General features: G+C 61.0%; 23 protein-coding genes. 19 read left to right on the top strand and 4 right to left on the bottom strand.

All coding sequences use genetic code 11. From position 1 onward, the window contains the following. Positions 1-428: 428 nt before the first annotated feature. Positions 429-671 (bottom strand): DUF2188 domain-containing protein, encoded by a 243-nt coding sequence (locus GL284_RS19585; protein WP_155046159.1) that lies wholly within the window; start codon positions 669-671, stop codon positions 429-431. 192 nt (positions 672-863) lie between these two features. Here GL284_RS19585 and GL284_RS19580 point away from each other — a divergent pair, with 192 nt between their 5' ends. From GL284_RS19580 to GL284_RS19570, 3 genes are all read left to right on the top strand, one after another. After that, positions 864-2,072, top strand: a complete 1,209-nt coding sequence (locus GL284_RS19580) for an AAA family ATPase (protein ID WP_155046158.1) — start codon at positions 864-866, stop codon at positions 2,070-2,072. Then, the gene (locus GL284_RS19575; RefSeq protein WP_155046157.1) at positions 2,065-4,134 is read left to right on the top strand and encodes a S8 family peptidase; all 2,070 of its coding nucleotides are present in this window, start codon (positions 2,065-2,067) and stop codon (positions 4,132-4,134) included. The genes GL284_RS19580 and GL284_RS19575 overlap by 8 nt, the downstream gene beginning before the upstream one ends. A 32-nt stretch (positions 4,135-4,166) precedes the next feature. Further along, positions 4,167-5,293 (top strand): IS3 family transposase gene (locus GL284_RS19570; protein ID WP_155046156.1). Its coding sequence is split into 2 segments (ribosomal slippage): positions 4,167-4,398 and positions 4,398-5,293, totalling 1,128 coding nucleotides; the frame shifts between segments, so codons are not numbered across the junction. 111 nt (positions 5,294-5,404) lie between these two features. On the opposite strand, the gene GL284_RS19565 is transcribed toward GL284_RS19570, so the two are convergent. From GL284_RS19565 to GL284_RS19555, 3 genes are read right to left on the bottom strand one after another with little or no spacing between them, the layout of a single operon-like run. Further along, complete coding sequence (locus GL284_RS19565) at positions 5,405-7,309, bottom strand: UvrD-helicase domain-containing protein (protein WP_155046155.1); 1,905 nt, start codon at positions 7,307-7,309, stop codon at positions 5,405-5,407. A 2-nt stretch (positions 7,310-7,311) separates the two neighbouring features. After that, on the bottom strand, positions 7,312-9,294 hold the full coding sequence (locus tag GL284_RS19560) for an ATP-dependent nuclease (protein ID WP_341870512.1): 1,983 nt from the start codon (positions 9,292-9,294) through the stop codon (positions 7,312-7,314). Between the two features lie 13 nt (positions 9,295-9,307). Beyond that, positions 9,308-10,489 (bottom strand): Fic family protein, encoded by a 1,182-nt coding sequence (locus GL284_RS19555; protein ID WP_155046154.1) that lies wholly within the window; start codon positions 10,487-10,489, stop codon positions 9,308-9,310. 99 nt (positions 10,490-10,588) lie between these two features. Here GL284_RS19555 and GL284_RS19550 point away from each other — a divergent pair, with 99 nt between their 5' ends. The 16 genes from GL284_RS19550 to GL284_RS19480 all read left to right on the top strand — a co-directional run bounded on the left by GL284_RS19550 (position 10,589) and on the right by GL284_RS19480 (position 22,377). Then, entirely contained in the window at positions 10,589-11,116 is a 528-nt protein-coding gene (locus GL284_RS19550) for a hypothetical protein (protein ID WP_230383188.1), read from the top strand. 418 nt (positions 11,117-11,534) lie between these two features. Further along, positions 11,535-13,571: a ParB/RepB/Spo0J family partition protein gene (locus GL284_RS19545; protein ID WP_155046153.1), complete on the top strand. Its 2,037-nt coding sequence runs from the start codon at positions 11,535-11,537 to the stop codon at positions 13,569-13,571. 135 nt (positions 13,572-13,706) lie between these two features. Beyond that, positions 13,707-14,126, top strand: a complete 420-nt coding sequence (locus tag GL284_RS19540) for a hypothetical protein (RefSeq protein ID WP_155046152.1) — start codon at positions 13,707-13,709, stop codon at positions 14,124-14,126. A 75-nt stretch (positions 14,127-14,201) separates the two neighbouring features. Further along, positions 14,202-14,687 carry a hypothetical protein gene (locus tag GL284_RS19535; protein WP_155046151.1) on the top strand — a complete coding sequence of 162 codons (486 nt, stop codon included), beginning with the start codon at positions 14,202-14,204 and terminating at the stop codon, positions 14,685-14,687. 732 nt (positions 14,688-15,419) lie between these two features. Further along, entirely contained in the window at positions 15,420-15,734 is a 315-nt protein-coding gene (locus GL284_RS19530) for a DUF736 domain-containing protein (RefSeq protein WP_155046150.1), read from the top strand. Between the two features lie 385 nt (positions 15,735-16,119). Further along, positions 16,120-16,962 carry a DUF932 domain-containing protein gene (locus tag GL284_RS19525; protein ID WP_155046149.1) on the top strand — a complete coding sequence of 281 codons (843 nt, stop codon included), beginning with the start codon at positions 16,120-16,122 and terminating at the stop codon, positions 16,960-16,962. A 278-nt stretch (positions 16,963-17,240) separates the two neighbouring features. Next, positions 17,241-17,495 carry a transcriptional regulator domain-containing protein gene (locus tag GL284_RS21970; RefSeq protein WP_425274250.1) on the top strand — a complete coding sequence of 85 codons (255 nt, stop codon included), beginning with the start codon at positions 17,241-17,243 and terminating at the stop codon, positions 17,493-17,495. After that, entirely contained in the window at positions 17,389-18,033 is a 645-nt protein-coding gene (locus tag GL284_RS19520) for a DUF2285 domain-containing protein (RefSeq protein WP_230383189.1), read from the top strand. The genes GL284_RS21970 and GL284_RS19520 overlap by 107 nt, the downstream gene beginning before the upstream one ends. Before the next feature lie 150 nt (positions 18,034-18,183). After that, on the top strand, positions 18,184-18,453 hold the full coding sequence (locus GL284_RS19515; RefSeq protein ID WP_048646203.1) for a helix-turn-helix transcriptional regulator: 270 nt from the start codon (positions 18,184-18,186) through the stop codon (positions 18,451-18,453). Further along, positions 18,454-19,533 carry a replication initiator protein A gene (locus tag GL284_RS19510; protein ID WP_155046148.1) on the top strand — a complete coding sequence of 360 codons (1,080 nt, stop codon included), beginning with the start codon at positions 18,454-18,456 and terminating at the stop codon, positions 19,531-19,533. Continuing rightward, positions 19,530-20,183 (top strand): ParA family partition ATPase, encoded by a 654-nt coding sequence (parA, locus tag GL284_RS19505; protein WP_155046147.1) that lies wholly within the window; start codon positions 19,530-19,532, stop codon positions 20,181-20,183. Before GL284_RS19510 ends, parA begins: the two co-directional genes overlap by 4 nt. Further along, positions 20,180-20,434, top strand: coding sequence for a hypothetical protein (locus tag GL284_RS19500; RefSeq protein WP_341870513.1), 255 nt, complete (start codon positions 20,180-20,182; stop codon positions 20,432-20,434). Before parA ends, GL284_RS19500 begins: the two co-directional genes overlap by 4 nt. Continuing rightward, on the top strand, positions 20,431-20,952 hold the full coding sequence (locus GL284_RS19495; RefSeq protein WP_155046145.1) for a DUF2840 domain-containing protein: 522 nt from the start codon (positions 20,431-20,433) through the stop codon (positions 20,950-20,952). Before GL284_RS19500 ends, GL284_RS19495 begins: the two co-directional genes overlap by 4 nt. Next, positions 20,949-21,494 carry a S26 family signal peptidase gene (locus GL284_RS19490; protein WP_341870514.1) on the top strand — a complete coding sequence of 182 codons (546 nt, stop codon included), beginning with the start codon at positions 20,949-20,951 and terminating at the stop codon, positions 21,492-21,494. Before GL284_RS19495 ends, GL284_RS19490 begins: the two co-directional genes overlap by 4 nt. Before the next feature lie 45 nt (positions 21,495-21,539). Beyond that, positions 21,540-21,875 carry a DUF736 domain-containing protein gene (locus GL284_RS19485; RefSeq protein WP_155046144.1) on the top strand — a complete coding sequence of 112 codons (336 nt, stop codon included), beginning with the start codon at positions 21,540-21,542 and terminating at the stop codon, positions 21,873-21,875. Between the two features lie 4 nt (positions 21,876-21,879). Beyond that, on the top strand, positions 21,880-22,377 hold the full coding sequence (locus tag GL284_RS19480) for a transglycosylase SLT domain-containing protein (RefSeq protein WP_155046143.1): 498 nt from the start codon (positions 21,880-21,882) through the stop codon (positions 22,375-22,377). Positions 22,378-22,462: the final 85 nt, after the last annotated feature.

Here is a 22,462-nt window from a genome sequence, read left to right as displayed (position 1 = left end):
TATCCGGTGGCATCCGATCCCCTGCCGGATCCGACTGTCGGGGGCCAATGAAGGGGGCTTGAAAGGAGTGTTTAAGGCGCGGTCACGAAAAACGCGCTGCTGACAATATCTCTGTCCCTGAGTGACAGAACATGTGTCCCGCTACAACAGAACATGTGTCCCGCTACACCCGCTACACCCGCAGGGCCGTGCGCGGAACAGAGCAGGTCCAGAACAGTGGAAAACAGACCTGACGCTATAGAAAACAGTTATTTTTTTGCATATAAAGCAACGCTTTATAGATATGATGGCGGGCAGTGACCGACGAAGATGAGCACTACGAAATAGTCATAAGCATCTGATTACAGATATGAAAATTTAATCTGTGCGGCGATCGGCTGCTATCGGTGCCGATCGCGCGCCTTTGGGTAGCCATGGAGGGGTTTCGGCTATCCTTTGATGTTGCGAGGATCATTCCCATGCGAGTCTGACTGTCCGATCCGACCATCTCGGTTATGGATTTTCAGTTCCGTTTCGGCATTTCTGCTGATTTGACGACCGCGATCCACTGCATCCTGTTTGATGTCGAAGTGGCCGCTCGATCGGTCGCTACCTCCTCGACGGACGTCCCATCCGCCGTTCGGGTTCGGGACTACGTGATGAGTGCCCCCGCTGCTTTTACCTTTGGACATTCGCGAGTTCCTTTCGTTTTGCCGTGATCCACGTCCGGTTTTGCAACAAGCCTCACTTCAGGTGCAACGAATGCTCGGCGATGCGCATCGGACAAGAGCACTCATACAACGATATCGATTGACGTGCAACAATTACCGCGCTATATGCATCACACGACATCAAGCATGCATCAAATCACGGATTAAGCGCACATGGAGTACTTCTCAATCATTCAGGCCCTTTGTCGGGCAGCCATGGCGGAGCCGTCCCCAGCATTGCGCAAACAGGTCGAGCGCTTGCGCGATGCCTTGAGTAAGGATGGGGAGGAGAAGCAGGCTGCGTCACTTGGAGGTATTCTGGCTGCGGCAGAGCGCCTGAAGGAAATGGCCCCCAGCCGTATCGAGCGCTCTCGCGCAACGCTTTCCGGTGAAGTGCTGGGCCGTAACACGCCAGTGCCCGTAGACCGTGAAACCTCGGCGCCACTGGCGGAAATTATCTTTCCAGCAGAGATCAATGCTGATTCGCCCTTGTTCAATCCGACCGTTGCTCAAGCTGTGAGCACGATCGTCGATGAGTGGACAAATTTTGAAGCCCTGTCAGTCGTCGACATTTCGCCGGCGAAAACCTGCTTGGTGTATGGAGCGCCAGGCACCGGGAAGACGCGCTTGGCTCTCTGGATTGCGCGAAAGCTGGATTTGCCAGTTATACTTGTTAAGCTGGATGGACTGGTATCTTCGTTCCTTGGGACAACGGCCAGGAACATCGGGAATCTGTTTACGTTTGCCAACCGCTATCGCTGTGTTCTTCTACTCGATGAATTCGACGCAATTGCGAAGGTGCGGGATGATCCGCAGGAGGTCGGCGAAATAAAGCGTGTTGTAAATGCACTTCTTCAAAACTTGGATGTGCGTCAGAATATTGGCCTCACCATTGGTATCACTAATCATCCCAAGCTTCTTGATCCTGCGGTCTGGCGCCGCTTTGAGATCCAGCTAGAGATTCCGAAGCCCGATTTTGCTGTGAGAAAGGCGATAGCGCAGCATTTCATGCCGCCGGTCCAGGCACCGGACAATCATCTCCGATTAATTGCGTGGTTTACCGAAGGGTCAACTGGCGCGGAAATCGAAGCGCTTGTTCGTACTTACAAGAAAGCCACGACGGTTCGAGAGGAGGATCGTCGTGGCTTGCTAGATACGCTCCGGCAATTCGCAACGCTCAATGCAGCTCGCATTCAAAGCGAGCGGCGAGCACTTTTGTTTGACGATCCGGCCAACCTCTTTCGAGCGATGCATGAAGATCCCGTACTTGCGTTTTCCATGGGCGATATTGGGGATATCGCCGGGAAGGACAAATCCACAATCAGCAGATGGCTTGGTCGTCAGGGCGGAAAATCGGGTGATGGCGAGGTGACGCATGGCTAGTCCTATTCAGATCGTTCTCAACCCGGAGAATTTCGAGGAGGCGCGCGAGGCCGGCGGCGGCGGCGGGCGCAAGGATTTCTTCGCCAACCGGGATCGCGATTTTGGCGCACACAAGGCTGCGCTCATGAGCCAGCTCGACACGATATCCGATGTCCTTTCTGCGCAATCGCAAGGTCCGATCGGTTATGTGAAGGTAATCCTGAAACGGGAGGCCTGGGCCAAAAGTCATCGTCCCGTTGGGGCGCTGTTCCGAAATGACCGCGCACCAGTCGTTGGCGGTGGCGACCTTGGTGTCATGATTGTCGAGGGGCATCCATCCGCGCTTGCGAAGGTCAAGGCTGAGATCGGGAAGGCCGAAACGCTGACGCGCATGAAGTTCGATGAAAGCAAAGGGAAGGAAGTTCCCAACCCTTCCGCTCAGAAGAGCGAGACCGGGGCCATCGAGCGGATCGAACTCTATGGGGCATCCGACAAACGTAGGTTTTCCGTCGAGGAGGCCGTTGCCTGGCTTTCAAACCCCATGACCGGCAGCGGATATGAGGTGGAGTTGTTCGACGTGGTGCCCCCGCGATCTGAGTGGGATCGTCTTGATGACTCTCATCGCCGTCTCGTTGAATCCTTCGTAAATGGTTTTAACCGCCTCGGTTACAGCATGTCAGTCGAGCGTTTGCCCGTCGGGCGAAACAAGTTGCCGATGCTGGCGGTACGCCTTGATCAGGCCGGTGATGGTGCAATTCTGCGCCTTACAGGAACGCCGACCAAAGAGCGACGTGATCTGGCTCCTTTCGATCCAGATGTTCAGCGTCACGGTAGACTGCTGGATTTTCTCGACAAGCACCCGCTGGTAAAGCGCATTGAACTGCCTGGTATCGTCGTTCGTTCGGCTCGGCCTTCGGTACCTGTGCGTGTCCGCCCGGACAATGCCACCATGCCCGTTCGCGACAGTCGGCGCTCCCATCCGAAGCTGGGAATCATTGACGGAGGTCTCAGCCCGGCATTGGCAGATTGGGTTATCGATCGATGGGATGTTCTTGCTGATGAAGACATGGACCTGTCTCACGGCACGTTTATTGGCGGCCTTGCGGTGGTGGGCTCCAGCCTCAACGGTGCTGCCACATGCCCGGAGGCAGATGGGACGGAGCTTGTCGATCTCGCGATTTTTCCCAACGAGAGAAAAGCGGGTGCTTTCGCATCTTATTATTCGGGCGGACTTCCACATTTCTTCGATGAAATGGATGCCGCTGTGGCCGATGCCCGTGCGCGACATGGTGTGCGCGTATTTAATATGAGCCTGAACATTCTTCAGCCTGCTGCGCCTGACAGATATAGTCCGCACGCCGTCCGTCTGGATCGTCTTGCGGAAGAAAACAACGCTGTGGTGTTCGTGTCTGCGGGCAACATCCAGCCGCAGGATCTCCGAGCGGAGTGGCCGTCTGATACTGCGGCGGCTCTAGCTAACCTAGCGCTTGCTCGTAACGATGGTCTTCTCACTCCGGCAGAAAGCGCCCGGAACGTTGCTGTGGCGGCTGTAAACCCGCCTGACCATGCGGGTTGCCTGCCATTCGCACCCACCCGCTTCAGCCGCAGGGGGCCGGGGCTTCGTTCTGGCGTCAAGCCTGATCTCGCTCATGTCGGTGGCTCTGGTACGCTGCATCCGACATTGGGGCATGGCCTATTCTCCATTTTGCCAGATGGCACGGTCACTGATGGTTGTGGAACCAGCTACGCCTCGCCGTTGGTCGCAAAAACTGCGGCGGCCCTGGATCATGCAATCGAAGGTGAAGTTTCCCGCGAAACGTTAATTGGTTTGCTGGTTCACCATGCGGAGATACCTGAGCCGTTACGCGCCAAAGAGTTGGGGGCAGTAACTCGCCATTTGGTTGGCTTTGGAAAGCCGCCTTCCGCAGATCTAATTTTGGAGACTGGAGATCACTCCATCACTCTCGTTTTCGCATCCCGTATTCAGCACGGCCAGCAGATTAATTTCCGATTTCCGTGGCCAGCGTCACTAGTTGGTCCAGGGGGGAAGTGGACTTGTACCGGTTTTGCGCCGGTCACTTGAGAGTTTAAGGCTCGTTCAAGGAGACCGGCGAAATGATCAAGCATAGTGAAGAGTTTAAGCAGGAGGCGGTGCGGATTGCGCTGACGAGCGGGTTGCCGCGCGAACGGGTCGCGTCGGATTTGGGCGTTGGCAAGTCGACCCTGAACAAATGGGTTTCGCATTATCGACCGTCGGACATGGTGTCCGCGCCGCAGGCAGATCTGGCGCGGGAGAATGAACGGCTTCGCCTGGAGAACCGCGTGCTCCGGGAGGAGAGGGAAGTCCTAAAAAAGGCCACTCAGTTCTTTGCGAGCCAAAGGCCGTGAGGTTCGCCTTTGTGCACAACTGGCGGCATCGTTGGCCGGTGGAATTGATGTGCCGTGTTTTGCAGGTCAGCGAGCGGGGTTACCGTTCCTGGCGTTCGCGCCCGATCAGCCATCGGGAGCGGAGGGACATGAAGGTGCTGGCCCATATCCGGGAGCAATATAGTCTGAGCCTTGGCAGCTACGGTCGTCCCAGGATGACGATGGAGTTGAAAGAGGCGGGACTTGATGTCGGCGAGCGCCGGGTTGGCCGCCTCATGCGTATCAACGGGATCAAGCCAGTCCGCACGCGCAAGCACAAGGTTACCACAGATAGCCACCATCGCCTGGGTGTCGCGGCGAACTGGCTGGACGGCGATTTTGCCGCCGATGCGCCCAACCGCAAATGGGCGGGCGACATCACCTATGTCTGGACATCGGAAGGCTGGCTCTACCTCGCTGTGATTCTTGACCTTCACAGCCGTCGGGTCGTGGGCTGGGCGGTCAGCGACAGGATGAAAAAGGATCTGGCGATCCGGGCGCTGGACATGGCGGTGCGCCTTCGCCAGCCCCCCGAGGGTTGCATTTTTCATTCCGATCGCGGCAGCCAATATTGCTCTTATGATTATCAGAAAAAGCTGCAGGCCTATGGCCTGCGTCCATCGATGAGCGGCAAGGGCAACTGCTACGACAACTCCGCTGTCGAGACTTTCTTCAAATCCCTGAAGGCGGAAATGATCTGGCGGCAAAGCTGGCCAACCCGGCGGCAAGCAGAAGCGGCCATCTTCCAGTACATCAACGGCTTCTACAATTCCCGTCGCCGCCATTCATATCTGGGCGGCATCAGCCCGCTCGCGTTCGAAGCCAAGGTGGCATAATGAGATAAGTGACCGGCGCAAAACCGGTACAAGTCCAATCGCAGGCCTTCAGCGGTTAAGCCGCTTGATCATCCACTCTCCATAGTTGGAGAATTGACTATTCAACTCAAGTCAAGTCATCGAGAATGTCCGGACGCCTGCCTTTCCCAGCAAACCGTACAGCGTCGCAATCTTGCTTCGTGCGCCTCTGCGAGCGCAGTAGGTAAAGACAACCCGTTGCTTCGCGCGAGTAAAAGCGACGAAGAAGCCAGCCGTGGCCTCGACCTGGTCGTTGGCAAAACTCCACCATGCGCCATCGTCCAGGCCGACGAAGATGACGCTGTGGTATTCAAGCCCTTTGCTCTTATGGATTGTCATTAGAGGTATTGCGTGGACGCCTTCATAGGTGTCGAGCGCCGTTGACCATTCGCCGCCGCTGGCTGACGACGCGGATAAATGCACGGCAGCGGCCTCCAATACTTTTTCCAGCCAGCCTCCCTGACCATAAGCGGGGTGAACTGCAATCAGCCGATCTCGGCCAACGAATGATACAATGTCGTCAATGATCGCTCGTGCCGCCGCCTTCGATTTTGGCGGGGTAGGATGCGTTTTGGATAGATTGATCGCATAGGTATCCAACTCGCGGGCAAGTCTGGACTGCGCGGCTTCGTCATCAGGCGTGATGCCGTGCAGCGCCGCAAGCGCCTCTTGGCATTCCGTCCAATACCGACCAGCGCGGTTGGTCATAGCGAGGCGCAAAATGGCAATTGCCAGCTCAGACGCTTCTTCCGCCAGCAATTCTTGTAGCATGACCGCCCCAACTGTTCCTGCCTCGTTGCGCAGGGGAATGCCGGCGGCATTGAAGGCCGGCTCAAGCACGGCTGCATAGTCGGGCGCCTTTTGCCGAACCAGCAAAACGAAATCACGCGGGCCGAGGTTGTGTTCCTTCATCTCAGCGGCAACGAACGCAGCCAAGCGAGCCGCCTCGACCTCCGGTGTGGAGAAATCCCAGATCGCGCAACTGTCTCCGGCGATTGTGCCCGTGGTCTTTGAGATCGGTGCTACGGCGCGAGCGTCCAGAGCCTGTGCAAGGACATGCTGGATGCGCACGAGTTCTGGCGAAGAACGATAGTTGTTATAGAGCGGTGTTCGCTTGCCAGCAAAATCGGCATCAAAAGCGGCGAACGGATCGTCCATCGCCATTGCCCAGCGCATGATCTGCTGCTTGTTGTCGCCAACGGCAGTTATAGTCGTATCCGTGCCATGAAAGATCGTGCGAACCAGATCGTATTGGACCTGTGTCGTATCCTGAAACTCATCCATAAACAGATGCGAATAGGTCAGGCGAAGCGCATCGCGCGCCATCGGATTGACGCGCAACAGGAGTTCAGCGAGCCGGCCAATCATGGGGAATGACAGGACGCTTTTCTTCCCCTCATGGAGTGACGTTTGCCAAAGTCGATCCGCCGCCCACTGGCCGACTGTCGGATTTGACCAGCCGTCCAACGGTAGCGGTGATCCGACCAGATGACGCCGCTCAAAGGTTTTCACTGCGATGCCTTGGAGGTCAGCGTAGGTGCCCACTGTTGCGGGAGGTGTGCCGACCTGCTGATACAGGAAATCGCGGTAATCCCGATCGTTGGGAAAAATGATCTCGTAGTCGGGGCGTGGACGCCAGCGATCAGGAAGCGCCTGTCCAAGGCGGTCGATCAATCCCTTGGCAAAAGCATCGAACGTCAAGGAGTCAAAGCGCCCGGCGTGATTTCGATGGCAGCGCTGACGGACGCGCGCAGCGAGGTTCGTTGCGGCGTCACGCTTAAAGCTGATCGCGAGAATGCGCCTCGGCGGCGGCGCTTCGCCGGTCTGGAGGAGATAGGCAGCGCGTTGCGCCAGCAGTTCGGTTTTGCCCGCACCGGGGCCAGCGATAACGGATCGGTTGTCCGTCGAACGCACGACCTTGAGCGCATTCGCTTCGAGTGCGTCTACCCCCACGGGCTTCCAATCATCCGGCCGAACCCGTCGCGAGAGCACCGCCATAGCTAATCCCGCCGCAACGACTTGGCGATATGCTGGAGAACCTCGGCCAAAACGGAAGGCATTTTCTCAGCCAAGTCATTCTTCTTGATGTGCGTCAGGGCAGCGAGGTGTGTCGCCGGTTTGCTGTTGGTGAGGAAGTGATACCGGTAGGCGGGGAGCAGCGCCGGATAGTCCTTGAATGGACCAGTGTAGATGGTGGTTCCTGGCCCCGCCGTCCCGAGTACGACTTCCGCCGCCTTATCAGCCGCCATTTTCGGCCCTCCACCCTTGGGAATTATCGCCTTGTACGCATCGGGGAATGCTTCGAGCATGGCGAGATCGAGATCGAGCGGTGCCGAGAAATAGACGCCATACGGCCTGAGGCAATTGACCCATCCATTCAGAATCTTGCGATCTTCCTCGTCCTGCCAAGTGTGCATCTTCGCAAAGCGCTCGTCGGACAGCGTGCCGCCATCAATCTTCAGAAGTGCAGCTTTTGGCGCGCCAAATTCGATGAGCTTTTCGATCGCGGTCTTCACACGGCCAAATCCACCGCCTTCGCGACCAAGATCGAGATCAAGGAGCGTCGCGTGTGGAATTCCGAGATGTTTCAGCAACCGCCAGAAATGTTGCACATGCCGTCCGCCCAATGGAACGATCGCAACAAAGGCCGGATCGATCAGGAGATCGAGCGCCTCGGCCAGACGAGGCAAAACGATCCGCTCGGAATCACCTTCGACCAGCAGGACGAACCGCGCGAAGTAAAGTTCGGGATAGGCCAGCATCGCGCCACGGACGAATTTGGCGGTCTCATCGACGCCTGCCGGCATCTTGATCTTCTTGACCGTCGAGACACGTGTCTTCGGGTCACAGCGGCAGTAGCGAACCTCACGCGGATCGACGCGGCTCAGAACCGCCGGCGAATGACTTGTGACGATGGCCTGTGCGCCACCTGCGTCGGTCAAGGAGCGAACTTGGCGAATGATCCGGGCGAGGAAGTAGGGCGAGAGGTGGTTTTCCGGCTCTTCCAGCGCAAAGAGCGTAAGCGCAGGAATTCGTAGCGTGTCGTCGCGGAAGCCCTCGACCGTTCCGGCGACCACCTTGCGCTCCAGATCGAACACGGCTGCGGCCAGCGCAAAATAGAAGAGCGATTGCTGCCCGTCGCTTAGGGCATCTAGTCCGCGTTCCTGGCCATCCGGTCCCTGCTCGAAGATCACGGCGATCTTGTTGACCACCTCCTCAAAGCGGCGGCTGACCAGGCTGAGCCGCGGTTTGGTATCGACAATATCATCATGGAGGCCCGACCAGCGCTTTTGCAGGGCTTTGCCGATCGCCGCGATTGCCGACTCCTCCTCGAAGGCTGTCGCCAGCTTCTCGGAAGCCTCCTCGACCGCGTCCGTAGTTTCGGATGACCATTCGATAGCCCGCAATAGGCGGGCAGCAAGCGCGCCTGTGGTCGCCTTGATTTGCGCAGCCGCATCCCGGCTGGCGGGCGTATAATAGAGTTGAATTAAACCACGATCCGCTGCCGAGACTGGGTGGCATTTGTCCTCACCCGGATCGTCGTCGAGCGTATCCACCCAGAATAAATCTTGGGAAACCTCGCCTTCGACCGTACCGTCATCCTCCCATCGCGCTTCGAGACGTAGGCGGCAGACCGGATCATCACCTGCTCTCGCAATCTGCATGTGCCGAAACGATGGTGCTATCGTTTCTGGCGTCGCTGTGCCGTCGGCCAGTTCTGGCAAACCGATCAGCACGTCGATGAACATATCCTTTGGTTCACGGTCCTCGGGATCGTCATCTGCGCCAAGATGAAAATCGGATCGTAGAACGGTGCGCTGCGCGCGGGACACGCCGAACAGCTTCGACATGGCATGCAGCAGAGCCGTCTTGCCCGCTGCGTTCGGACCAACGACAGCCGTAATCTCGGATGCGATCGGCACGGTTATAGGGTCGGGACCGAAACAGCGGAAGCCGGACAGGGTTACGGATTCGATACGCACAGGCTTCCTTCCATCAGGCCGTTGTGGGGAGCGGGTCGGTTCCCTCGCTCAAGATGGCGAGATATCGCCGGTAACTGAACACGCGCCCCCGTTTGCGCCCGGTGATTTCCTCAACGATGCCGAACCGTTCCAGATCGGCGAGTGCCGCATTCACGGTCGGAGCCGAAAGCCCTGTTTGTTGGACGAGCTGGTTGGCCGTCAGGAACGGGTTCTGCTGAAACAGATCGTGGATACGCAGTGCAGAGCCTGCCCGGTCGCTCTCTGTCGTGATCCGCTCGCGGTCTTCCTTGAACAGATCAACAATACGGGTAGCGGCCTCGAACGCCTGATTGGCCGTATCCGCAATGCCGGTGAGGAAGAAATCGAGCCAGGCTTCCCATGCCCCATGCTCGCGCACCTCCTGAAGCAGCCGGTAATAGTCGGCGCGATGAGTTTTCAGGTACAGGCTCAAATAGAGGAGCGGCTTGCGCAGCACACCGTTGACGCAGAGATACAACGTCACCAGCAAGCGGCCGATCCTGCCATTGCCATCAAGGAACGGGTGGATGGTCTCGAATTGGACATGCAGCAGCCCGGCCTTTATGAGGGCGGGTAGACGGGAGCCGTCCTCGTGCATGAAGCGCTCAAGCGCATCGAGACAACCGTCCATCTCGGTCGGCGGCGGCGGCACGAACAGCGCGTTGGCTGGACGTGAGCCGCCGATCCAGTTCTGAGACCGCCGAAACTCGCCGGGATTTTTCGTCCCGCCGCGTCCGCTTTGCAGCAAGCGTTCGTGCATCTCGCGGATCAGACGCAGTGACAGCGGTAGCTCTTCCAGCCGTTCCAGCCCATACATCATCGCATCGACGTAGTTCGAGACTTCGCGGATGTCGTCGATCGGCTGGCCGGCCTGCGCCTCGGTCTCGAAGCGGAGCAGGTCCGAAAGGGTTGATTGCGTTCCTTCTATTTGGGACGAAAGGACGGCCTCCTTCCGCACGTACATGTAGAGGAACAGTTCTTGGCGCGGCAGCAGCATAGTGATGCCGTCCAGGCGCCCCAAGGCACGTTCCGCCAGACTTAGCCGCTCCAGAAGGGTGAGCACGTCGATCGGCGGTTCCGGCGGCAGTGGAGGCGGCACGAAGGCACGCACGATTTCGCCCGCAACAGGGGTCTCGACAAAGCGGCCTAGCCGGAGGTTGGAAGCTGATTCGGACATGCCCCATTATGCGGGCGCAGCGTTATTTAAGCAATTGGCGCTTGGCTTAAATAGGAGTTAGGCTAAGGTAAGCGCTCTTAAATAACGGGCAGCACCATCATGGGCGGGTACACGCAAAGGGTTCGTGACAGTATTCTTCCGCTTTCAGTGGCGGGAACCCTGCCGGCCGCGTTCAACGAGTGGTCCTTCACCGATAACACGGTCGATCACGAACAACCCATCGAAACCTGTGAACTCTGCGGTCAGCAAGACCTTCGCTACCACTTCGAGATCGCCAATCACTATACAGATGCGACGCTTTGGGTCGGCTCCCACTGCATACTTCAATTCGATGTGGCGGTCATCGAGAAAGGCAGACGCCTGTCGCCGGCCGAGGCAAAGCGTCACCTCACCAAGCTGACCCAGCAGATGCACTTGGAATCCTGCATCCGCACACTTGAACAGCTTGCCGCAAAAGAGAGAAGAACCCGATCCTGTCGGGCGCTCTGGATTACTATCGCAAGAACAAGAAGCTCACCCCCAAATACGCTGCCGTCGTCTTCTGGAAGCTTCAGGCTTTCAACATCGATCATCACCCGTCGTTCTTTCAGATCGAGCTTCGCCGCGCCCAACATATCAACGATCTGAAACAAATGCCGACCGCGCGCGTCCATCGGTTCTGGACCGCGTTGACGACCGCCCAGCGTCGCAAGGCTGTTGAACTGGGTCATACCTCACCACAAGGGTAGCTGCGGCGATCAGCTTGCACGGCCCCCAGGTTCTGAGGCTTTGCACATCCTGATCCGGTTTCTTGCTCGGCGCCCGCTGGCGCTCATGCCGGGCTGGTTGCTTGGGGGCGCTGCCCCCTGGCGCGGCGCAAGGGATCGCTGACGCTCGACCGGGACGGTATCCCCAGCCTTCCTCCACGTCGTTCCTCCGTTCCGTGCAGGCCGGGTGATCCCCCTCCGTCCCGACCGCCCTTGCTCCTTGCACCCCCCGGTCTCGGCGACGGCCAGGGTTGCAGCGCAGCGCTGCGCTCCAACCCAAGCCAATGAGGATCAAGACTATGACCAACACCATCGAAACGACCGCCACGGTTTCCGAAGTCCCCGCCGCCGAAAACGGCGCGGTGCTGTTCGTGCCGCTGAACAAGTTGAAGAAGTCGCCCCGCAACGCCCGCAAGACCCCGCACAGCGAAGCCCATATCGAAGCGCTGTCGGCCAGCATCGCGGCGAAGGGTATGCTGCAAAATCTGGTGGTGGAGCCGGAGACGAACGCGGAGGGCGAACCGACCGGCAGCTATTTCGTGACCATCGGAGAAGGCCGCAGGCTCGCGCAGTTGCTGCGCGTGAAGCGCAAGCAGATCAAGAAGACGGAAGGCATCCGCTGCGTTCTGGATACCGAGAACGACGCGGCGGAAATCAGCCTTGATGAGAACGTCACCCGCGAGGCGATGCACCCCGCCGACCAGTTCGAGCGGTTCCGGGAGTTGGCGGACAATCGCGGATGGGGCGCGGAAGAGATTGCCGCCCGGTTCGGCGTTTCGGCCCATGTCGTGAAGCAGCGGCTTCGCCTTGGCGCTGTCAGCCCGAAGCTGATGCAGGTCTATCGGGATGGCGGCTTGTCGCTGGATCAGTTGATGGCCTTCGCCATCACCGAGGATCACGACCGGCAGGAACAGGTTTTCGATAACCTGTCGTGGAACCGCGAACCCGCGACGATCCGGCGTGATCTGACCAAGGCGAATGTGGAGGCGACCGAACGGCGGGCGCGTTTCGTCGGGGCGAACGCCTATACGGAGGCAGGCGGCACGATCATCCGCGACCTCTTCACCGAGGATCGGGGCGGCTATTTCGAGGATGCCGCGTTGCTCGACCGGCTTGTCATCGGAAAGCTGGAAGACATCGCCGTCGAGGTGCAGGCGGCAGAAGGGTGGAAGTGGACCGCCGCTCACATCGACTATCCCCATGCCCACGGTTTGCGCCGCAGCTATCCGCATCCGGTGGATTTGTCGGAGGAAGATGCCGCCGCCTATGACGCCGCGCAGGAGGAATTGGAGCGCCTGTCGGCAGAATGGCAGGATGCGGACGTGGACCTTCCCGACGAGGTGGATCAGCGGCTCGCGGAGCTTGAAGCCGAGATCGAGCGGATCGACGCCAAGCGCCACGCCTATGACGCCGACGAGATCGCGCGCGGCGGTGTGTTCGTCATCCTCAACCATGACGGCACAGCCCGGATCGAGCGTGGTTTCATCCGCGCCGAAGACGAAGCGCCGAAGCCGGAGGCAGCGGAAAGCGCCACCTATGAAGTGGATGGCGTGACCGTCAACGAGGATGGGGAGATCGTCGGGGACGAGGGAAACGAGGACGAGCGAGCAGATTGCGCGCTCGAGGACGAGGATGCCGGGGATGCGGGAAAGCCGCTGTCGGACCTTCTCATCCGCGATCTGACCGCCCATCGCACCCTTGGCCTGCGCCTCGCCCTTGGCGAGCAGACGGATATGGCGCTTGTCGCCGTGGTCCACGCGCTGGCGGCGCAGACCTTCTATCGCGGCGGGGAAGCGTCCTGCCTCGAAATCCGCCTGACCAGCGCCTATCTCGCCTCCCACGCGGACGGCATCGAGGACACGCCCGCCGCGAAGGCGCTGGCGGATCGTCATGCCGAATGGGCATCGGACATGCCCCGCGAGGTAGCGGACCTGTGGGCCTTCGTCGCCGGTCTGGACCATGTGAGCCTCATGGCCTTGCTCGCGCATTGCGCATCGCTGACCATCAATGCGGTCAAGGTCCAGTGGGAGCAGAAGCCGAACGCGCGCGCGACGGCGGAAAGGCTGGCGACAGCGACGATGCTGGACATGACGGCGCATTGGACCCCGACCGGCCAGACCTATCTTGGCCGCGTCACCAAGGCGCATATCCTCGCCGCCGTGCGGGAAGCCGTCAGCGATGAGGCCGCCGAGCGGATCGCGGACTTGAAGAAGCCGGAGATGGCGCAGGCCGCCGAACAGCTTCTGGCCGGAACCGGCTGGCTACCGACCGTGCTGCGTACGGCGCCGCCTGCCGCCGAGCCGGAAGCCGACGCCTATCTGCAAGCCGCCGAGTGAGGACCGGGCCGGGATCGCGCGAGTGGTCCCGGCCTTCCTGTTTTCGACCCGCAGAAAAATCGCGGTCGCGCGGGGATCGACCCCGCGCGACCGATCCGATGACCGTCGCCGTCATCGGTTCAGGAGGAACTTGCGATGATTGTGCTCATGCTGATGACCATGGCCTTGCTCGCCAGTCTATGCGTCCTGGCCTATACGCTCGCCGTCTATGCGCTGCCCTTCATGCTCGGCGTGGAGGTGGCGCGTTGGGCCTATGCCTCGGGTTCCGGCCTGATCGGCGCGGGACTCGTCGGACTGGTAACAGGCGCTGTCGCCTATGGTCTGCTGATCGTCCTGTTCATGGCAGTGCGCCCGCCGATGCTGCGTCTCGCCGTGGCGCTTGTTTTCGCAGCGCCTGCCGCCGCTGCGGGCTACGCACTGGTTCACGGCATCACGCGCGAGGCCATGCCGTCCGAGGTCTGGCGCACGATCTTCTGCCTGATCGGCGGCGGCGTGACAGGCACGTCGGCGCTGATGCGGTTGGTAGCCACAGCAGCACCGATTCATCGTAGATGACGGAAGTGCGCTATGATTTGCCCCATCATTGCTTGAACTTACGTCGAATGAAAGAATCATCCTGTGCTGAAGAGTGTGTCCGACCTTACCAAGCCAGACCCTTATTTTTCAGGGGACGCCGGATTTATCGGCTCCACGCTTCAAGACCTTCATAGGGATATGCGCGCGTTCGAGCTTCCCATTTCGCTTTCTGATTCCGTCCGGCGATCTCATGACGCCATTCGCCACGCCTATATCTATGCCTATTTCTCGTATGATCTTTTGACCTTGGCGGCGAGCCAGACGTTTCCCTGCCTTGAATTGGCTCTACGCGAACGCATCGGACATCAATTTGCTGGCCGAGTGAACAGCAGGGGACGACTTCGCCCGGCCATGCTCCACGAGTTGTTGAAATCGGCTAAAGAGCAAAATCTAATTTCAGCGGAGATCGAATATCTCAGCAAAATGCGAAATATGTTCGCGCATGGAAGTGATACCATACTGAACCCGCCCTTGTTTCTGACGACATTCGAGATCGTCACGGACATCATCCGGGAACTGTATCTCAGTCAGCAGGTGTGATTGCTCTGTATTGGTGTATCAGTTTGGGCGTTGCCCTTCGGGCCGCGCTCTCGGCTGCGCCGGAACCACGCCGGGGCCGCGTTTCCGCCATTCGGCATCGATCGCTAACGCAAGAAGCGGCTACGGATCGCGTGAAGCCCCGCAACAACGGGGAGCGGTGTGTTGCCGCGGTCTCCGGGCGGCGGACTCAGGATTTGCGAACCTCGCCCTTTCCATCGCCCGCAATAGCGGAGCACGCTTGGAGCGACGGTCCATCCCGCATTGCCGTGCGATAGTGAAGCCGGACGGGAGCGCGCAGTCCAGCAGCTCCAAACGCGGTGGCGTCCGCAATCCTTGAGTCATGGCCGTAACCGTCGCCAGCGCCGATAGCAGAAACCAGCCTTGTTCAGGAACAGCGTAGACCATACCGGAGATGCCATCCGCAGGTTCATCGTGTGACAGAGGCCGAGATCGCATCATCGTTTCTCTGCCGTCCTGCAGGGGCGCACCTACGGCGTCCTCGAAAGGCATGGGTCTGACCGAAGACCGGCTTCGCCTCGATCATCCTCCCGCAACGTCCGACACCGGCTTTTTTCCGCCGCGCGCGAGCGCGCTTTGCATCGCGAAACAAAAAAGCCGGCATCAGCCGCCCTTCATTTCATTCCGGCCCGGTGGGTGCGGGCTGATCGCCTCCGGTCTCACGACCGCCATCGAGGTCGCGATAGGCGCGGCCCGAGGAACGGAGACACGACAATGGCAACTATCGGCACCTTCACCAAGACTGCGAACGGCGACATCACCGGCACGGTCAAGACCCTGGCCCTCAACGTCAAGGCCAAGTTCGTCCCGGCCGAAGGCGAAAGCGAGCGCGGCCCCGACTATCGGATCTTCGCCGGTGTCACCGAGTTCGGGGCGGCCTGGAAGAAGACCGCCCGCGAAACCGGCCGCGAATATCTCTCGGTCAAGCTGGACGATCCGAGCTTCCCGGCGCCGATCTACGCCAGCCTGGTCGAGGACGAAGGCGGCGAGGTCCACAACCTCATCTGGTCCCGCCGCAGCGCAGACTGAGCCCGGACACCTACGAAGCCCCGCCTGAGTAGCGGGGCTTCGTCATGCTTGTCCGCGCCTTCAAGAGAATACGGCAATCAGGATATGCGGCTTTCAGATTCGGCGGCTTTGCACATCCTGATCCGGTTTCTTGCCCGGCGCCCGCTGGCGCTCATGCCGGGCGGGTTGCTTGGGGGCGCTGCCCCCTGGCGCGGCGCAAGGGATCGCTGACGCTCGACCGGGACGGTATCCCCAGCCTTCCTCCACGTCGTTCCTCCGTTCCGTGCAGGCCGGGTGATCCCCCTCCGTCCCGACCGCCCTTGCTCCTTGCACCCCCCGGTCTCGGCGACGGCCAGGGTTGCAGCGCAGCGCTGCGCTCCAACCCAAGCCAATGAGGATCAAGACTATGACCTATCGTCTCGCTACCCGGTTCGGTCGCAACTCTCACCAGATCAGCGGGCGCGAAGCCCTCGACAACGAAACCCTTTACCGTCACGTCCCGTCCATCTTCGCGCGAGAAGCCCATGACAGCCGTTCAGAGCGTTATGTTTACGTCCCCACCATCGAGATCGTGGAGGGGCTGCGCCGGGAAGGATGGTTCCCGTTCTTCGCCGTTCAGGCAGTTCCGCGTGATGGCGAGCGGATGGGCCATGCCAAGCACATGCTGCGCCTTCGCCGGGATGGCGGTATCGGCAAGCAGGAGGCGGCAGAAGTCATCATCGTCAATTCGCATGACGGGACGAGCGCCTATCAGATGTTTGTGGGCGTGCTGCGTTTCGTCTGCACCAACAGCATGATTGCGGGCGAGCGTTTCGAGGAAGTCCGCGTTCCCCATAAGGGCGGGATACAGGATCAGATCATTGAGGGCGTCTATACCGTCGCAGAAGATTTCCCGCGCCTGATCGACGCCACGGAAGGCATGAAGGATACGCGGCTTTCGTCCGACGAGCAGCGCGTGTTGGCCGAGGCGAGCCTTGTCGCCCGCTATGGCGAGGACGAAAGCCCGGTTCGCCCGGACCAGATCATTGCCCCGCGCCGCCGCGAGGATGTCGGGCAAAGTCTGTGGCAGACCTTCAACGTCATTCAGGAAAACCTCATCCGGGGCGGAGTCGACGGACGCCGCCAGACTTCGGACGGGCGTATCCGCCGCAGCCGGACCCGCGCCATTAACGGCATAGACCAGAATGTCGGCCTCAATCGCGCCCTGTGGACGCTGGCCGAGGGAATGCAGCGCCTGAAAACCGCCTGATCGCAAAGCCGTAGAGCCGCCAATCCGGTTCTACGGCTTTACGCCTTTCCGCATCATCGGGACTCCGATTTTGCGCCGATCCGCTTTTGCGGATCGGCGGGCTTGCTGCGCAAAATGCGGCTCGCCAAGTCATATCCGTTATGGTAGTAAAACATTTACCATTTTTGATGTGTTTTCAAGATCATGGTATCTTGAAACAGTATCTGCAAAATATATCCAAGGTTGTTCAGTCTTCACCTCTCTTGCGCTTGATATGAGCGTAGATATGAGGTGACGCCATGCCGAGTTCTGACTGGCGCGCACCGGCAGCCTATGCACATGCAGATCATATTTCTGCTGCCGGTTTTGCCTGGGAATATCTTCGACGCGACGAAGATTATCGTCGCGATTTTCGCCGGATGAAGGCGATCAGGTCAGAAAACCCAAATGCTCGGATCGCGTTTTCCGAGCGCTGGGGGTTGCGATTTCGCGACGGACCCGGATCAGCCCGCCGATCGCGCAAGGCCGTTCTGGCTACCGTCACTGCTGCCTGACGCTTTCGAGCTGCGTTCTTCGCCCGGCGACGAAGCCGATCCTGCCGCCATGCTGGTCGATCTGGCTGCGTTGCCCGGTCTCGATCTCCGCAGCGCCATGGACGGTGCATCACATGGTCTCTGGCGTTCGGGCGATCTGACACATCAGTTCTGGCTCGCAGACCCGTTGCCGCGTGGTCATGGCGCGTTCTGCGTGGTGCTTCCGCTCGACATACTGCTGGAGCTGCGCATTGCAGCGCTGTTGCGCTTCTGGCGTGAGCTCCGGCACCGACCGCCCGGCGACTGGCGCCACGACCTTCCGCCGCAAACCCGTAGTCGGCATGTCCTCACTTTGCGGGCTTTGGACGGAAAGCTCGATGGTGCCAGCTATCGGCAGATTGCCGAAGCGCTTCTCGGCTTTCACGGACGCAAGGCCGATTGGGAAACCGATCCCCGCAAGAACCAGATTCGGCGTCTGGTCGCGGATGGTCTCCATTACATGCACGGCGGTTATCGCGACCTGCTGCACTATCCGGTTCGCCTGCCTCCGCAACGTTGATCTTCGCTCCGCCCGGGCCGGATCGACCGGGGTGCCGGAATCACACCCCCCTGATTCCGGCACGCTGCAAGCCGCCGGATCTCCGCCACGGTTCGCCATAGCCCGCTGCCGCCCTCGGTAGCCCGCTCGAACCCGACCGGAGATCCGATCATGATAGACCCGAAGACGGGGCTGCCGCCCCGATACCTGCGCGCGCCCGATGCGGCCCGCTTCCTCGGCATTTCCATCCGCACGCTGGAAAAGCACCGCACCTACGGCACCGGCCCGACCTATCGCAAGATCGGCGGGCGCATCGTCTATTCCGTCGACGACCTTCAGGCGTGGACCGAGGATGGTATCCGCAAATCAGCGTCGGAGAAGACCGCCACGCGCGTTTTCCCGGCCCGTCCGCTGACCCCCGCCGAAAAGGCGTCCCGCTGAATGCCGGGCGCCGACCATCACGCCCGAAGGCGCCTGGGAGAGCGTAGCGAACGCGAACGGCTCGATCCCTTCGTGGTCGCGACCGGCGATGCCAGCCCCCGCGATCAGCGCGATCTTATGGAAAGGCCGTTCTTCTCGCTCGCCAAGGTCAAGCGCATCGCTCCGATCCTCTATGAATCCGGAGGGCAGCGCGTCGAAGTCTTTGGGATGCCCGAACACGGCATGGCGACGATCTGGGACGCTGACGTGCTCATCTGGGCCGCCAGCCAGATCGTCGAGGCCGAGAACCACGGCCTGCGCACGTCGCGCTTCCTGCGCTTCACACCCTATCAGCTCTTGCAAGCAATCGGCCGCGCCACCGGGGCGCGCGAATACCGCCTGCTGAAGGGCGCGCTCGCCCGTCTGCAATCGACGGTGATCCGCACCACCATCCGCCACGGCGAACATTGGCGACGGCATCAGTTCTCCTGGATCAACGAATGGGAGGAACTGACCACCCGCGATGGCCGCGTCGAGGGCATGGAGTTCGTCCTGCCCGACTGGTTCTATCGCGGCGTCATCGACCGTTCGCTCGTCTTGACCATCGACCCGCTCTATTTCCGGCTGACCGGCGGCATCGAACGCTGGCTCTACCGCGTCGCCCGCAAGCACGCCGGCCACCAGCAACATGGCTGGTTGTTCGAGATCGCTCACCTTCACGAGAAGTCGGGCAGCCTCGCACGCATCTCCGATTTCGCGCTCGACCTGCGCCGCATCGCCGCTCGCCAGCCCTTGCCCGGCTATCGCCTCGACATCTGGCGCGAAGGGCGGCGGGAAATGATGCAAATCCGGCCCTCCGGTCTGTCCACAGTGCCTGTGGATAACGGTGTGGAAGCGCTCGTGACTTCGGGCGCAAACGGTATCGGGACTTCAGGCGCAGGACTATCGGGATTTCGGGCGCACGAACCTCAGTTAAGTCTCTGGCCTGAAACGCGGAATCCGACTGCTAACTTAGAGTCTAACAAAGAATCTAACTCTTCTTCTTTGACGCGCACGCACGCGAGGCATGGTGCCGGTGTCACCCGTAGGGGTGCGCCATGATCGTCGCGCTCCTCAATCAGAAGGGCGGCGTCGGCAAGACGACGCTGGCGCTGAACCTCGCCGGAGAATGGGCGCGGCAGGGCAAGCGCGTCACGCTGATCGACGCGGACCCGCAAGGCTCTGCGCTGGACTGGTCGCAGCAACGCGCCCGAGAGGGGCTGGCCCGCACGTTCGGCGTCGTCGGCCTGGCCCGCGATACATTGCACCGGGAAGCGCCAGAGCTGGTGCGCGACGCCGATCATGTCGTGATCGACGGCCCGCCGCGTGTCGCCGCCCTGATGCGCTCGGCGCTGCTCGCGGCCGACCTGGTGCTGATCCCCGTGCAGCCATCACCGTTCGACGGCTGGGCATCGGCGGAGATGCTGGCACTCATCACCGAGGCGCGCATCTATCGGCCCGATCTGGTCGCGCGCTTCGTGCTCAACCGATGCGGTGCGCGCACCGTGCTCGCTCGCGAGACGGCCGAGACACTGGCCGATCACGATCCGCCGGTGCTTGCCGCCGCCATTGGGCAGCGCATCGCCTTCGCGGCCGCTGCACAGTCGGGACGGCTGGTGTCCGAACTGGACGACGACTCGCCCGCCGCATGCGAGATCACTGTGCTGGCAGCGTCTATCGACGCCCTCGGTATCAAGAGGGTAGCGCCGTGAGCGAGCGTCCGCCCCGTCGCGGCTTCGCCGCCCGTCCTTCCGATCCCGAACACTGGATCAAAGCGGCGGACGCTCCGCCCCGCGATGCCGATCCGGCCAATTTCACGGCGCGGCTCACCATCGACGTGACGCCCGAGCTGCGCGGCCGGATCAAGATCGCCGCGTTCCGGCGCGGCATCACTGTCGCCGACATGCTGCGCGATCTGCTCGCGCGCGAATTTCCACCAACCACCGAAGGAGACCCATCATGACCAGCGCCGCGGTGCCCCGCGCGCGTGGCGGCCCCATGCCGTCCGCGTTGCCATCCGACAGCCTTACCCATGTCGAGCTGACGCATATCGAGAAGCGGATCGAGAACTGGATCAGGTTCGGCCGCGAGGTCCACGAACAGGTGCTGGACCGCCGCCGTCGCGTCTTCTCATACCGCGCCGGCAGCATCTTCGCCTTCGTCCGCTGGGCCGCCAACGACTTCGGCACCATCATCTCGCGCATCGACATCGTGCGGGCCGTTGGGCCGGGAGAAGCATACCAGACGCTGCCATTCGTGCGCCCTGGCGGCGACATCCTCCTGAAGATCGAAGGCTGGCCCAAGGTCGAACAGGTGATCCGCCATATCGACGCGGTGGAGGTTGCCGGCATCGACGCTTGCGAGGTCGCGCCCGACCACTGGCGGCATGTCGGCAACCGGATCGGCGCCGGTCATACGCCGCGCCCCTACACGGGTGATCGTCATCAGGCGTGGCTCAAGCGGCGGGAGATCGAGCAGTGACCCGCTTCGGCTACGTCATGGTGACGTATTTCGCGACGATGGGCGTCGCCATTGCCGCATTCATTCCGACGCCGCTGCGCCTCGTCTGGAACGCCTCGGCCAGCGTGCCGATCGGTCTCTACGACCTCGATCCGCCACGCGACCTGGCTGTCGGCGATCTGGTCGCCGTCATGCCGGACAAGCCGCTCGCGGATTTCATGGTGGAGCGCGGCTATATCGGTCGCAACGTGCCGCTGATGAAGCGTGTCATGGGGTTGCCCGGTCAACGGGTCTGCCGCACCGGCAACGCCGTGACCGTCGATGCCGTGCCGCTCGGCGATGCACTCGACCGCGACCGGCACGGCCGCGAACTGCCCGTCTGGCATGGCTGCCGGCGCATCGGAGACGGCGACATCTTCCTGATGAATCCCGACGTGCGCGACAGCTTGGACGGTCGCTATTTCGGCCCGATCCCGGCGCGCACCGTCATCGGCAAGGCGACGCCGCTCTACACCGACGAAAACGGCGACCGCCGCTTCGTCTGGCGTGCGGCGACGCGCTGACAGCCGCTCCCATTCCCTCACCAACGCAATCGCAAGGAGGTTTCCATGCCGCAGATCGGCACATTCACGCGCGAGCAATCCGGCTTCACTGGCCGCATCCACACCTTCACCATCTACCGCGAAGTCACCGTCGTTCCGGCCGAGCCGTCCGACGCCGAGAATGCGCCCGACTACCGGATTCACCACGGCAATGACGAAGGCCCGGAGATCGGCGCTGGCTGGAAACGCACCGGCGAGCGGGCGGGCGAATACATCGCGTTGCTGATCGACGATCCCGCTCTCCCGCAGCCGCTCCGCGCCAACCTGTTCCGCGACGACGCCGCCGGCAGCGCATGGTCACTGCACTGGAACCGCCCGCAGAAGCGCGATGGAAAGGACTGACGCCATGCGAACGGTCAGCTCGCGCGCCTGTGCGATCCTCTTCAGATCGGTCATCCCTTTGTTCGCGGGAAAACCGTCTCATCCCTCCGTCCCGCTCGAACGCAGGTCGTTCGGCGCGCGCAGCGCAGGTCAAGGGCGGCCATTGGCCGGCGCTTTGCGCGTACCCTTGACCGCAGCGAGCACGCTGAAAGGCTGGCGTCGTAGCGGAGAAGGTGCTCCTGTCCGATGCGCGCTCCTGCTGCTGGCGGGATTGCTCGCTTCCGCCATACCCGTTGCCGCCGTGGCGCAGCCCCAAACGGCGGAGCGTGCAGCAACCTCCGATCCCTATGCCGCCCATATCGCGGAAGCCTCGCAGCGCTTCGGCGTCCCGGTGGCATGGATCAGGGCGGTGCTGCGCGCCGAAAGCGCGGGCGACCGCCAAGCCATCTCTTCGGCCGGCGCGATGGGGCTGATGCAGATCTGGACCTGTCGCGTATTTGTGCCGCTCCGAGTGCTCGTTTAGGCCACGTGGCGTTCAAAGGCCAAGGGGCTTTTGCCTCCCAATGCTGAGTGCCGACGGCGCGGGTTATAGAAGCCGTTGATGTATT

It is taken from the genome of Paracoccus shanxieyensis (genome assembly GCF_009711265.1).
Classification (GTDB): domain Bacteria; phylum Pseudomonadota; class Alphaproteobacteria; order Rhodobacterales; family Rhodobacteraceae; genus Paracoccus; species Paracoccus shanxieyensis.
The sequence above is the reverse complement of the archived record's forward strand: the minus strand, read 5'-3'. Positions and strand labels throughout refer to the sequence as shown.